This is a genomic window from Thermococcus sp., from assembly GCF_027008145.1.
In the GTDB taxonomy this organism is placed as follows: Archaea; Methanobacteriota_B; Thermococci; order Thermococcales; family Thermococcaceae; genus Thermococcus.
In genome coordinates this window covers 1-13244 of record NZ_JALTCZ010000211.1, presented here as the reverse complement: position 1 = coordinate 13244, position 13244 = coordinate 1, and the positions used below count along the sequence as shown (strand labels likewise).

The 13244-nt window shown below is 53.0% G+C and carries 14 protein-coding genes; 7 read left to right on the top strand and 7 right to left on the bottom strand.

What is annotated here, in order from left to right; translation table 11 throughout:
* Positions 1 to 101 precede the first annotated feature (101 nt).
* From MVD07_RS10870 to MVD07_RS10840, 7 genes are all read left to right on the top strand, one after another.
* The gene (locus tag MVD07_RS10870; protein WP_297502126.1) at positions 102 to 1295 is read left to right on the top strand and encodes an MFS transporter; all 1194 of its coding nucleotides are present in this window, start codon (positions 102 to 104) and stop codon (positions 1293 to 1295) included.
* An 85-nt stretch (positions 1296 to 1380) separates the two neighbouring features.
* Positions 1381 to 2859 carry an FAD-dependent oxidoreductase gene (locus tag MVD07_RS10865; protein ID WP_297502124.1) on the top strand — a complete coding sequence of 493 codons (1479 nt, stop codon included), beginning with the start codon at positions 1381 to 1383 and terminating at the stop codon, positions 2857 to 2859.
* Position 2860: 1 nt separating this feature from the next.
* Complete coding sequence (locus MVD07_RS10860) at positions 2861 to 4021, top strand: FAD-binding oxidoreductase (RefSeq protein ID WP_297502121.1); 1161 nt, start codon at positions 2861 to 2863, stop codon at positions 4019 to 4021.
* 225 nt (positions 4022 to 4246) lie between these two features.
* Positions 4247 to 4444, top strand: coding sequence for a hypothetical protein (locus MVD07_RS10855; protein ID WP_297502118.1), 198 nt, complete (start codon positions 4247 to 4249; stop codon positions 4442 to 4444).
* 114 nt (positions 4445 to 4558) lie between these two features.
* Positions 4559 to 4828, top strand: coding sequence for a hypothetical protein (locus MVD07_RS10850; protein ID WP_297502115.1), 270 nt, complete (start codon positions 4559 to 4561; stop codon positions 4826 to 4828).
* A 41-nt stretch (positions 4829 to 4869) separates the two neighbouring features.
* Complete coding sequence (locus MVD07_RS10845) at positions 4870 to 5481, top strand: hypothetical protein (protein ID WP_297502112.1); 612 nt, start codon at positions 4870 to 4872, stop codon at positions 5479 to 5481.
* A gap of 65 nt (positions 5482 to 5546) precedes the next feature.
* Positions 5547 to 6785 (top strand): MFS transporter, encoded by a 1239-nt coding sequence (locus MVD07_RS10840; protein WP_297502109.1) that lies wholly within the window; start codon positions 5547 to 5549, stop codon positions 6783 to 6785.
* Here MVD07_RS10840 and MVD07_RS10835 read toward each other — a convergent pair.
* From MVD07_RS10835 to MVD07_RS10805, 7 genes are all read right to left on the bottom strand, one after another.
* Entirely contained in the window at positions 6769 to 7305 is a 537-nt protein-coding gene (locus tag MVD07_RS10835; protein ID WP_297502106.1) for an RNA 2'-phosphotransferase, read from the bottom strand. The genes MVD07_RS10840 and MVD07_RS10835 overlap by 17 nt on opposite strands.
* A gap of 31 nt (positions 7306 to 7336) precedes the next feature.
* Positions 7337 to 8158, bottom strand: a complete 822-nt coding sequence (locus tag MVD07_RS10830; RefSeq protein ID WP_297502103.1) for a hypothetical protein — start codon at positions 8156 to 8158, stop codon at positions 7337 to 7339.
* An 83-nt stretch (positions 8159 to 8241) separates the two neighbouring features.
* Positions 8242 to 9693 (bottom strand): type I glutamate--ammonia ligase, encoded by a 1452-nt coding sequence (gene glnA, locus MVD07_RS10825; protein ID WP_297502131.1) that lies wholly within the window; start codon positions 9691 to 9693, stop codon positions 8242 to 8244.
* Between the two features lie 180 nt (positions 9694 to 9873).
* On the bottom strand, positions 9874 to 10491 hold the full coding sequence (locus MVD07_RS10820; protein ID WP_297502100.1) for a hypothetical protein: 618 nt from the start codon (positions 10489 to 10491) through the stop codon (positions 9874 to 9876).
* Between the two features lies 1 nt (position 10492).
* A complete protein-coding gene (locus tag MVD07_RS10815) occupies positions 10493 to 11221 on the bottom strand; it encodes an ATPase domain-containing protein (protein ID WP_297502097.1) in 729 nt (242 codons plus the stop codon).
* A 157-nt stretch (positions 11222 to 11378) separates the two neighbouring features.
* Positions 11379 to 12698 carry an FAD-dependent oxidoreductase gene (locus MVD07_RS10810; RefSeq protein ID WP_297502128.1) on the bottom strand — a complete coding sequence of 440 codons (1320 nt, stop codon included), beginning with the start codon at positions 12696 to 12698 and terminating at the stop codon, positions 11379 to 11381.
* Positions 12699 to 12955: 257 nt separating this feature from the next.
* Complete coding sequence (locus MVD07_RS10805; protein ID WP_297502094.1) at positions 12956 to 13174, bottom strand: hypothetical protein; 219 nt, start codon at positions 13172 to 13174, stop codon at positions 12956 to 12958.
* Between the last annotated feature and the right edge of the window lie 70 nt (positions 13175 to 13244).

Here is a 13244-nt window from a genome sequence, read left to right as displayed (position 1 = left end):
GAGGGCTGGGTGAGAATCAGCTATGCAACGGAAAAGGAGAAGCTCATCGAGGCAATGGAGCGCATGAAGGAGGCCCTTTCAAAGCTCTGAGGTGGTGACGCATGGAGAACAGGTGGAGGACGGTAATACTAAACACACTCCTACTGGCCTCTGGCTTTGGGACAATGCACATGCTTGAAAAGTTTAAGGGGACCGTTATAGCGCACTACGGCATAACAGGGGGAGCAATGGGGTACCAGCAGACTGCCTTTGTCGTCGGTCTCTTCGTGGCCTTCCTCCTTGGAGGCACTAGCCTCTTTAAGGGCTCCTTCAAGAGGAGCGTAGCTTTGATAGTCAGCTTCGCGGCGATACCTCAGTTTATAATTCCCTTTGTGGGCAACTGGTGGGTGGTCGTTGCCCTCCGCTTCTTTCAGGGGTTCATAGTTGCCCTTATAGCTGTCTTCAGCAACCAGATTGGGAGGCTCTTTTTAGCGGAGAGGCCCTTTGCGAAGGGCATAATCCTCTCAGGAATATTCTGGGGTGGCATGTACGGTATAAACCTGGCCAGCTGGGCCTCCCACAGCTATACCGGCTGGGAGTCGGTTAAGGTGGCCTTCCTAATCTCGGCGGCCATCATGTACGCGATGCTCGGTCTCTGGTGGCTCCTTGTTGAAGACTTCGAGATACCAAAGGAGAAGCGCTCGTCAAGTGCAAACGTCTGGAAGATGCCCTTCACGTGGGTCTTCGGCTTCACCTTTTTCCCAGCTCTGTGGATAATATTCACCTTGGGTTCCTTCACCCTCCACCATACAGAGTTCTCGGGTTCAGAGACTGCAAACCTTGTCATGGCCCTTGAGGTCTCGATGGGCCTGTGGTCAATAATAATGGGCTACCTGGGTTACCGCCTCTCGCTGAAGAACACGAGCAACCGCGGCCTCTTCAGGGCGATAGTCAGCGTCATGACAATCTCCTACGCCGTGACCTTCGCAGGACTCTTCATAGTATGGAAGAGCATCCTAGGGAGCGACTACACACTGGCCCTTCTCGGCTTTGCAGTGACAGGCATAATACAGGGAACTGGCCCGGCCTTCTGGACGACGGCGCCGGCAACTTATCCGAAGGAAATTTACCCGGAGGCCAGCTTCGCCCTCGGGCTCATATCGAACTCCGCCAACGCCATAGCCCCGAACGTCATGTTCCTCCTCGTGCAGGGGGTAACCCAGGGCATGCTGGTCTTCCTCGCGATGCCGCTCCTCGGGATGGTTCTCCTCCTAGCCTCAAGCAGGATGAAGCTCCCCGTTGAGGAGCCCGGCTGACGGCTTTCCCTTTTATCCATCCCAACGTTTATAAGCATCGACGCTCAACTTCGAACAGTGTCCGCAAAATTTTCGGGGTGGTGTTATGAGGCCTCTCGACCTTACCGAGAAGAACCCTTCTAAGAAGGTTACAATCTATTTTGATGGAAAACCCTACGAAGCCTATGAAGGCGAAAAGTTTCCAGTCGCTATGCTCGCCAACGGCCTCTACTGGCTCACCACGAGCACAGAGGGGAGGCGCAGGGGAGCCTTCACCTTCGGCCCGGTTCCGGTGAAGGTCAATGGAGTGAAAAACATCAACGGAAGGAAGTTAGTTGTAAAGGACAGCATGAGAGTCGAGAGACAACGCTACGACGAGTTTCAGGAGCAGATTGAGATAGACGAGGGCAAACCCATTCTCCGCTACGTCGTTGATGTCGCCGTAATAGGTGCCGGTCCCGCTGGATTGGGAGCGGTTGAGGAAATAGGGGGAAAGCTCACCGTTGCACTCATCGAGGAGCGCTCATGGTTAGGTGGCGACATGTGGCTTAAAGGAGTGGAGCAGGAAGGCTTCGGAAACCCGAGGGAGGCCATAGAAAAGCTCACGAACTTCCCTAAAAACGTCCGCGTCTTCCTCAAGACGACGACTTTGGGGGTCTTCGACAAGGGCGAGTACTTCCTCGTTCCGGCTGTGAGAAATGACCAGCTCATAGAGTTCATGGCCAAGCGCGTTGTTTTAGCCACAGGAGCAGTTGACTCCATAATGCTCTTCGAGAACAACGACTGGCCCGGGGTCTTCAGAAGGAGCGATGCCCTCGAAGTCATAAACGTCTGGAACGTTGCACCGGGAAAGAGGGTTGCCGTAACCGGCGCGTTTCCGGAGGAGATAACTCCAGAGCTAGACCGCTGGGGCATAGAGTACGTCGTGGTTCCCAACCCGAGGAGGGTTGAAGGGGAGGACAGGATTGAGCGCCTCATAGATGAGAACGGCAACGTCTACGAGGTCGATGCAGTCATAATGGCCGACGGCAGGATTCCGGACATAAATCCAATAACCCAGGCCGGAGGGAAGGTTTACTTCAAGCGCGGTTACTACAGGCCCGTTTTAGATGCCAACCACAGGATAAGGGATGGAATCTTTGTGGCTGGAAGCGCAGTGAGCATAAAACCCCACTATGCAAACTACCTTGAGGGGAAGCTTGTAGGGGCTTACATCCTCAGGGAGTTCGGCCTCGAAGCTGAGCCCTGCATCTACGAGGAGAAGCTGAGGGACTACGAGCCTGTCGCGAGACCCATTTCAAAGCTCCCGCTCGACGGCTTCAGCAGCGAGGACGTCCAGATATGTGGCTGCGGTGTGACGCTGAAGAAGGTTGATGACGTCGTTAAGAGCGGGATAACCGACCTGCAGATAATCAAGCGCCTAACCCATCTCGCGATGGGATTCTGCCAAGGGCGCTTCTGCCTCTTCAACGGGGCTTTGCTCGTCTCCCAGAGAAGCGGAACTCCGATGGACAGACTCGACATACCGGTCGCGAGGCCACCGATAAAGAACGTCAAGATGAAGGTCGTCGCCGGGAGGGATTGAAATGCCGACGAAGAAGCTTCCTGAGAGGAGCGAAATAACGGTCATCGGTGGCGGAATAGTTGGAGTTACCATCGCCCACGAGCTGGCCAAGCGCGGGGAAGAGGTCACCGTCATAGAGAAGCGCTTCATAGGTTCCGGCTCAACCTTCCGCTGTGGCACGGGGATAAGACAGCAGTTCAACGACGAGGCGAACGTCCAGACAATGAAGCGCTCAGTTGAGCTGTGGAAGCGCTATAGCGAAGAATATGACTTCCCATTCGAGCAGACCGGCTACCTCTTCCTGCTCTACGACGACGATGAAGTTAAGGCCTTCAAGAGGAACATAGCGATACAGAACCGCTTTGGAATCCCGACGAGACTTATAACGCCGGAGGAGGCCAAGGAGATAGTTCCGCTCTTGGATATCAGTGAGGTCGTTGCCGCTTCGTGGAATCCAACCGATGGGAAGGCCAGCCCCTTCCACTCAACTGCGAAGTTTGCCCTTCATGCCGAGGAGTTTGGAGCGAAGCTGGTGGAATACACCGAGGTCAAGGACTTCATCGTCGAGAACGGGGAAATAAAAGGCCTCAAAACGAGCAGGGGGACTATAAAGACCGGCATTGTCATCAACGCTACCAACGCCTGGACCAAGCTCATCAACGCGATGGCAGGAATAAGGACGAAGATACCGATAGAGCCCTACAAGCACCAGGCGGTAATAACCCAGCCCATAAAGCAAGGTTCGGTAAAGCCGATGGTCATCTCCTTCCGCTACGGTCACGCTTACCTTACCCAGACGGCCCATGGCGGGATAATCGGCGGTGTCGGCTATGAAGAAGGGCCAACCTACGACCTCACTCCAACGTACGAGTTCATGCGCGAGGTCAGCTACTACTTCACTAGGATAATTCCAGCCCTCAGGGAGCTCCTCATACTGAGGACGTGGGCGGGCTACTATGCCAAGACACCGGACAGCAACCCTGTTATAGGCAAAATCGAGGAGCTGAGCGACTACTACATAGCTGCGGGCTTCTCCGGCCACGGCTTCATGATGGCTCTTGCAGTGGCGGAGATGGTGGCCGACCTCGTTACAAAAGGCAGAACTGACCTTCCCGCCTGGTGGTATGATCCCTATCGCTTCGAGAGGGGTGAGCTGAGAGGCAGGGCACTGCAGATGGGGTGATTTAGCCATCTTCAAAATTTTTCAGTTTTCTTTTGACAGACCATTCCAAGCCACCCTCGAGTACTGCAAAGTCGAACTTTTCATACGTGCACTGGCAAGGCTCGGGCGCTTGTTAAGGAGAGAGACTGTGGGGGGAAATCACCCGGATAGAAAATAATATTAAATGGCAGAAAGACCAGCTAGACAAGAGAAAAACTTCACAGCACTTTTGTAGAGATCTTTTTAGTGGCAGTTGCTGTTGCAATGATGTCATTTCTATTTGCCTCAGGAGGAGAGGGGGCTACTGGAGTCGTCGCAGCAGTAATAGGGGTTATTAGTGCAAGTTCTGCAGCTATGTTTGGGGGTATTATTGTTAATTTCTCCAACAGAAGATCAATAATAAACGAAATCAACGAAATTAAAAAAGAAAAAGAAAGAACTTGAAATAAAATATTGGGGAACCTCTATCGAGAAACTTGCAAGAGAAAAACTAGGTGACAATTTATTAGAGGAGTGCAGGAAGAGGTTCAGAGGATACTCCTCGAAAAACAATGGTGATTGGAAAATACTCTCAGCCCTCTCTCCATCCTCGAAAAGGCTTTAGGGGCACTATCGGAAGGAGACTTTACAATATCTAAAGACGAATTCGACAGAGCAGAAGAGGAACTTAGGGCAATTGTAGAGGAAATATATAGCCCACTCAACGATTACAAAGCCGGTGAACTCTTTCAAGATGTTTTTGAACTTGAAGAGGAAATACCTTGTATAGTCCAAGAACCAGAGGCAAAGTTCAACAAGAAAGGTACCCTCGTGGAATCTCCGCCCTGAAGTTCGCCTCCAACGTCTGTCACGTCCTTCACTACGGGGACATGGAAGAGGCGAGGGAACTTCTGGAAGAAGCTCAAAAAAGCCTAAGACTCATGCGGGAAGAGAAATGGGACTACTCCTGTGGTGACCTAAAATTTTTCCAGTACCTCTTCGAGTTCCACTACTTCCTGCTCAAAACGGTAGTTGAAGCCTACGAGGCCGAGAGTGGAGCTGTGGCAAAGCTCACCGAGGAGCAGACAAAGCGCCTCGCCGGGGCTAAGCCCGTTGAGGCTCCTCAGATTGAAAAGGCTACCACCCCAGCAGAAGAACCTGAGAGAGAGCTTTACAGGGGCGAGGTAAGGTTCAAGATTGGTGCAATAAGCCAGGAGCGCGTTGGAACGCTCGTCATAACCAATAAGAGGCTGAAGCTCACGGGGAAGTACAGGCTGAGAGGAACCGTTGCAACCGTTGCCGTTAAAGCCGCTCTCAGAGCCGCGGGTATAGGTGAGGTCTACGAGGACATTCCATTGAAGGAGATAAGTTGGCTTGAGCTGAAGAAGGCCATACTTGGAGGTTACTACCTTGAGTTTCGCGCGAGGGGCAAGAAGTTCACTCTCTACACAGATGCCGCCCAGCACATATACAACATCCTAAAGCAGTACGGCAGTGCTTGATTTTTCAATCCTCCTCTCATCATTTCGACGGAAATTTTATAAGAGGTCCGCCCTTCTCCCCACCGATGCCGAGGAGAGAGCAGACTACCATCCAGGGCAAGCGGGAGAGAGCTTTAAAGCTCAAAAAGCTCCGGGTTAAACGGAGGAATACCCTCATACTAGCGGTGGCCATGTTCATCGCCAACGTTGCCTTCGGCATGGCCTTCCCCTACCTGAGCGTCTACATGAGAGTCCTCGGTGCGAGCATGCTCATGGTCGGCTTCCTCAGCGTCGCCTTCAACCTAACTTCTACGGTTTTTCAGTACCCCTTCGGCTGGCTTTCAGACTCAACCGGCAACAGAAAAGCCTTCATAGCCTTCGGCACAGCTTCGCTGGGTCTCTTCTACTCGCTGATGGCCTTCGCTGTCACCCCGACCCAGGTTCTCATCCTGAGGACGCTCCAGGGGGTCTTCGGCTCGGCCCTGACGCCGGCCCACTCCGCCCTGATTTCAGAGCTCTCAACCAGGGCCGGCTCGATATTCGGCCTATTCAACTCGGTGGAAAATGCTGGCTTCATGGCGGGCAACTTCCTCGGCTCGGCGGTTGTAGAATATCTCGGTGTAGAGAGCGTTTTCTTCATTGCGGGCTTTCTGCTCTCTGCTTCAACAGGCCTAGCTCTCCTGATACGGGAAGGGCAGCGCGGAAAGCACTCCCTCCTCGGGATAATACTAGTCAGGGAAGGAAGGGAGGGCTGGAGGGCAACAATCGGGGGGTCAGCCTTTAAAAGGTTCATGCGCAGTTATCTCGGGCTTTTCTACCTCACAGTCTTCCTCGTGATGGTGGCCAGCGGGCAGTTCTACAGCGTTTCCTCGGTTTACTTCAAGGAAACCTTCGGGGAATGGAGTGTTGGGGTAATCTTTGGGATAGAGAGCCTCGCCGCGGCTTTAACCGGCTACCTCATTGGCAGGCTGATAGACCGGTACGGTGCGAGAAGGTTCTACCTGCTGGCCATAGTCGGCTACGCTCTGGCCTTCCTCCTATATGCTCTCGTGAGAAACGTCTGGCTGGTCTTCGGTGTCGCATTCCTCTCGGGGATTAAGTGGGTGATGACTATAAACTCGACTTCTGCCTACGTTGCCGGGAAAGTTGGCCCTAACGAGAGGGCCCAGGGGATGGGTTTGCTGAACACCATGATGAGCCTCGGCTGGGTCGTTGGGCCCCTAGTTGGAGGTTACCTGTCCGGGATAAGCTTCACCCTAGACTTCGTGAGCACCCTCATCCCCCTCGGGCTGGCATTCATTCTAACACTCAGACTGCCAGAGTGATGCACTCCGGGGGAACCAACTTAACAATCCTCACGTTCTTTCCGGCTTTGTAGACCTTCAGCCCCCTCCGCCTTAGGCAGTTGGCGTCTATGACGAGCAGTACAACGTTCCTCCCGTGCCTTCTGCCCGTTTCGAGAGCCTCGCCTTTGCTCGTGCTCAGGTGAACGAACTGCCTTCTCATTGGTTTCAGGCCCTCCCTCATGATGGAGGGAAGATTACTCCTCGGGGTTCCGTGGTAGAGAAAGCGACTTTCGGCATCTTCCCCGTGGTTTAGAGAGACCGGAAAGCTGTGGCCGTAGCGGGCGCGGATTTTTCCTGCCCTTATCTCGTAGCGCCCCTTTGGGTCATTCTCGACAACCTCCCTCACGAGTCCCTCGGTTACTTCAGGGTAGACCTCTCTAAGCGCCCTGATGAGCCCGCTTAGAGGAACGAAGCCTTCCTTATCGGGTTTTAGGCCGAACTCCTCAGGGGAGTGCCTCAGGATGTAGGCCATGAGCTTGCTTACCCTCTTGCGCTCCATCAAAGAGAAGTTGGAGGAAGGAATAAAAAGCTCACGCGTGGAACGCTGACGGCGCCTCAACCTTTTTCTTGACGTTTACGTCGGTGATTATGAACTCGTCGTAGACGAAGCCCTTCTCATAGACATTTACCCTCTGCCCGAGCCTCTCGCCCCATATGTGGGTGCTGACCCTGTAACCGGCCCTCCCACCTATCAGAGTGATTCCTCTGAACCTGAGCTCGAGAATTCCGTTGGTCAGGTTGGTAGTCATGTTCGGGGCCCTCCCCAGAAGTCCCTCGAAGATGGTCTTCAGATCATCGTAAGTGATGTTGTAGTAGAGGAACTGGGTGCCGTTCCTGAACTCCACCTTAACGGGTTTCCTGGTGAGGTATTTCATCGTGAAGTTGACTACGTTGTACTTCCACGTCATGTTGAGCACGAGGGACGGGGGTAAGCCAAGGCTCTCGTTGGTCAGCTTGAACCAACTGCCGCCGATGGAGACGTAAACATCGTTCCCTATGATAACCTCCCTGCTTGAGGTTGAGGTCCCACCCGGAAAGACAAGGGTGGTTATGTTGATCTCAGCCTTTCTCTCGGTGAAGTCGAGGTAGCCCTTTCTATTGTAGACTATGGTAATATTCTGGCTCCGGGTTAGGTTTCCCTGCCTGATGGTCATGTTGAGCCTTACGCTCGTATTCTCTATGAACGTGAACTGCCTTATCTCCCCCAACCCATCCAAAAGTTCTTCCCTGGATGGATGCCTCGGCTTTAGGGTGACCTTTGGGGAAGTGGAACTCCCTGGACTCTCCCCGATGTACATGGCGATTACACTCATAAAGAGCAGGAGGAGAACAATGAGCGAGAGCCTTTTCATCCCGATTCCCCCAAGTCCATTGAGAGCTATTTAAACTCTGGGAACTTAAACTTTTCCACGGACAGAGAAGAAGGTAGAAAAAGTCAGATGTCGAAGTACTTCATGAACTCCCAGGGTGTCACGTAGAGGGAGTACTGGTTCCACTCCTCTGTCTTCAGCTCCATGAAGGCATCGTAGATGTGGCTTCCCAGAATCCTCTGGATGACCTCGTCGCTCGCGAGGGCCTCAAGGGCCTCCTTAAGGCTTGTGGGCAGTTCTCCAATACCGAGCTCCCTTTTCTCCCTATCGGTGAGCTTGTAGATGTCCTTCATCACCGGATCGCCGGGGTCTATCTTCTTCCTTATGCCGTTCAGCCCCGCGGCGAGTTGGGCCGCTATACCCAGATACGGGTTCTGGCTCGGGTCAGCGCCCCTGTACTCGACCCTTATTGCTGAAGGCTTCTTGAAGTAGGCCGGAACCCTTACAAGGGCAGACCTGTTCCTCGGGCTCCAGGCTATAAAAATCGGGGCCTCGAAGCCTGGAACGAGCCTCTTGTAGGAGTTGACCGTCGGAGCGTTCAGAGCTGTTAAAGCTGGAGCGTGCTCAAGGAGGCCACCAATGTAGTACCTCGCCAGCTGGCTCAGGCCGAACTCGTCGTCCGGGTCAGAGAAGAGGTTCTTACCCCTGAAGGGCTCGCCCTCCCAGAGGCTCTGGTGGACGTGCATCCCGCTGGCGTTGTCGAGGTAGAGGGGCTTCGGCATGAAGGTCGCCAGAAGGCCGTGCATCCTCGCGACGTTCTTGGCGACGAACTTGTAGATGTAGAAGGCATCACCAACGTCAACGAGGCCGAAGGGCTTGAAATCAAACTCAACCTGACCGGCTGTGGCAACTTCATGGTGGTGGTACTCGACGATGATACCCATCTTTTCGAGATAATAGACGAGTTCGTTCCTGTATTCGAGCGTCCTGTCCTCGGGAGGGGCCCTGAAGTAACCTTCCTTGGGCCTTATTATCGGCAACTCCTCAAGCTCTCTGCTCTTAGGGATGACCCTCGGGGCACCCCAGGAGTCGCCCTCGCCTCCATTTGGCGTGACGAAAAGATCCCATGCAAGGCTCCTTGCGTCGATGCCGTCGAAGACGAAGAACTCTATCTCAGGCCCGAATATGGCTGACCTGCCCTCCTCCCCGAGCTCCTTCTTAAGTCTTTTTGCAACAAAGCCCCTTGGGTCGCAATCAGCTTGATCCCTGCCTCCAGCCTCGTAGACGTCGCCGAACATTACCGCGCTCGCGTGTATCCCCTCGGCCCATGGGATAACCCTGAGCGTCGAGGGGTCGGGCTTCCAGACCATGTCGCTCTGCTCGATGCTCTTAAAACCCCTCACCGAAGAGCCGTCGAAACCTATGCCGTCCTCGAAGGCGCTACCTTCGATGAACTCTCTAGCGGGTATCGAGAACGTCAGCAGGTAGCCTCTGACGTCGGTGAAGGCACACAGAACCTGCCTTATTCCCTTCTCGGCCAGCACCTTCTTTGCCCATTCAACCGCCTCTATGTTCATCTTTACCACCAGATTTAGATTATCCGTTCATTAAAAACACGATAGTTTTGAGCAGATTTCTAAAATATAAGCTTTTTGCTTGAAAGGTCATCATTTTGACAAAGATCCAAGGGGCTAAACTCAGAACCAGTGAGAAAAATAGGGTTCAGGCAAAACGACGAGAGTAGGGGACTAGAACCCCTAAGGCCCGGGCTTTTGGAGGATTATTTTACCGTCCTTAACGTTCATGGTGTAGAAGCCCGTGCTCCCCTTGGGCGACTTCTTGACCCTGAGAAGGTGAACCACGCGGGAGTCGGTTATCCTCTCCATGGTGTCCACCACGTGGGTGGAAAGGTTCTCGAACATTGCCATCTGCCTTGAGGAGACGTTCCTCTTGTCGATGGTCATTAACAGAATCAGGTTCTTCTCTTGAACGAGGCTCGCCAAATCCTCAAGAAACAGGTAAACGCTCTTCTCGTCGCGTTTCAGGAAAAGGGAGTCCAGGCGTATTGTGACTATGAGGGCCCCTTCGGAAAGGTTTCTGATGGTGCGAAGGAGCTCGTAGAGCCTGTCTGTGTCGATGTCCTTCCCGAGGATAAGCAGTTGGACGTCCTTCTGGCTTTTCAGAGGGTTCCTGACCTCGGGAGCTCCCTTTGGGACTACGAAGAGCAGTTGAGCCTTGCCTCTGTTCTCTTCCACGGTCCGGAGCAGGAAGTCCGCCGTCACCTCACCCTCAGTCTCGACGAGCACAACATCCCCCTCACTGATCGGGCCGAGGAGGTTTCCAAGCTGAGAGAGGGGGATCTCCATAACAATCACCTCACCTCGTGGACTTCTCATACATCCTCTCGGAGGCGTAGACTTCGATACCAGTGTCTGTGAAGGCATAAGGCCTTACATCTTCGTCGAAGGGGCTCCCCCTGAACTTCGTCACCCTGATGCCCTTGAGGGCCTTTCCCCCAACATCATACCTCCTGAGTTCTATGACACCGCTTGTCAGGTAGTCCTCGATTCCAAAGCTATACGAAGACCCTATATCAGAGGTTATTACCACAGTGGCCTCATAATCTGCAAAGAGTTTAATAAGATCTATAAAGAGACGACGATAAGTTAGTTCGTCATTTACCGTGAGACGGAGCATCGTTATTGGGTCCACTGCAACCCTTGAGATTTGATATTCTTTCAGTCTCTTTTCAACGGCCGGTATAAACTTCTCAAGGCTTTCGGCGAATTCTGCATAGTGAATATCTTCAAAGAGATAAGTTTTTCTGCTAACAGGGGTTGCGTCTATACCGTGAAACTTGGGATTTTTTAAGTCAAACCCAAAAGATTTCATATCCTCATGAACCATCTCAAGAGACTCTTCTAAGGTGATATAGAGAACGTCCTCCCCGTTCCTCACGCCTTCCATAAGGAACTGGATTGCGAGGGTAGTTTTTCCAAGACCGGGACCCCCTTTTACAAGGTACACCCTACCGGGTATTAACCCATCATGGATCATCTTATCCAACCCAGGAACTCCCGTTGGGATTCTCTTCTTAACATCCATGGTACCTCCCCATCGCGTTTTTTTTTCTGTGGTTAAATAGTTTTGCGTAAAGTTCAGAGCATTTGCGCTTTCATAGATACAAGCTTGCTCGAAGAATTTCGACATTAACCATATGTATAAAAATTAGAAGAAATAATAACTAAACATACTGAAAGTTTTAAGTTAATTTCCTAATTGCCATCTCACCGGCAACGGTTATGGGGTCAATGGTTGGGCTTATTGGAGGTGCGTAGGCAGTCTCAAGGTAAGCGACATCTTCCACCGTTGCACCCTTCTGGGCTAAAGCGGAGAGCGTCATTATCCTGCCCCATACCCTCTCACCGCCGACTATCTGCCCACCGATGAGCTTTCTATCTGACTTCCGGAACACCAGCTTGACCGTTATCGGCTTCCCTCCGGGGTAGTACTCCGGCTTGGTTGAGCCCCTGAACCTGCCGACCGCTGTTTCGATGCCCTCCCTCTTAGCTCCCTCCTCGGTGATTCCAAAGACCCCTATCTCAAGGCCGAAGAGCCCGGTTATTGCCGTGTTAAAGACGGGTCTGAAGGCAACATCCTTCCCAGCTATGTGCTCGGCCGCGACTTTGGCCATCCTAACCGCGCTCGTCCCGAGCTGGCTGAGGGTTCTCTTCCCCGTTACCGCATCCACAACCTCGGCGCAGTCGCCTATCGCGTAGATATCTGGATCGCTCGTCTGGAGGTGCTCGTTCACCACTATGCCCCTGCTGACTTCGAGGCCGACCTTTTTGGCCAGATCAACGTTCGCCCTGACGCCCGTGGCGACTAAAACAAGGTCTGCCTTGACTTCCTCCTCACCTATCTTAACGGCTTTGACCGGGCTCCCTATTATCTCACTAACACCGACGCCGAAGCGGAAGGAAACACCGTGTCTCTCCATCTCGGCCTGAACGAGCTTTGCCATGTCCCTGTCAAGCATCGTCGGCATTAGGCGATCCATCAGCTCCACCACGAGAACCTCCATGCCGAGCTTCGCGAATGCTTCAGCGCCTTCAAGGCCTATCAGGCCGGCGCCGATTACGACCGCTTTCTTCGGCTTCCTCTCGGCTATGTAGGCCTTTATTTTCCTCACGTCGCCGAGGCTCTTGAGCGTAAAGACCCCTTCGTTCTCAACGCCCCGTATCGGAGGAATGAAGGCCCTAGAGCCGACCGCTAAAACCAACTTGTCATAGGGGATCTCGCCCTTGTCGGTGATGACTACCTTCCTCTCGCGGTCTATTACCCTAGCTTCCACTCCGAGGAGCATTTTAATTCTCTGCCTTTCGTAGAACTCGTTGGGGAAAACGATAACATCTTCCGGCTTCTCTATGGTTCCGCTTATGACATGGGGCAACGCGCACGGTGAGTACTGCATCGTTGGCTCCTTCCCGATGACGGTGATTTCCGCCTTCCTGTCGGCCTTCCTGAGAAAGAGGGCGAAGTTGCTTCCCGCTGTACCAGAACCGATGACGACGACCTTCATGGACACCACCGGGGGGGAGAAGGGAAATGGGGTATAAAAGGGTTAGCTCAGCGGTAGGCTCTCTCACGTGGACCCGATAGTTACCAAGCCTAACTCTGTATGCCCGCCCCGAACCGCGTATCTTTTTAACGTTGAAGCTTTCCACGGGCACCGGGTTGAGTTTCAACGTCTCCACAAGCTCGGCAAAGGCGCTTTAAGTTGGCAGGAGGGAGGTTTCTTATTTTTTTCAGCCCGCTTGCTGACCACAATCCTGAAGGTCATAGTTCCAGCTCCTTCTTGAGCTCCTCCCAGCAGGTCCCGTTTTTAAGAGCTTCCTCCTCAAGGGCTTCAATCTCCTCCAGGCTTTCCCCCGCTTCCTCTTCGACGAGCTTTGCATTGAGCTTCAGAAGTTCTTTCTCCACCTCATCCAGGCGCTTCTTCATCTCGCGTACCTCGTAGAGGAGAACGTTTATAGGGTTGGCTTCTATCACTCCCATCATTGGGATGAAGGTTAATTACCTTTCCGCTCACCTCGTATAGTCCAGAAAAGCTAAAACTCCAAGTACC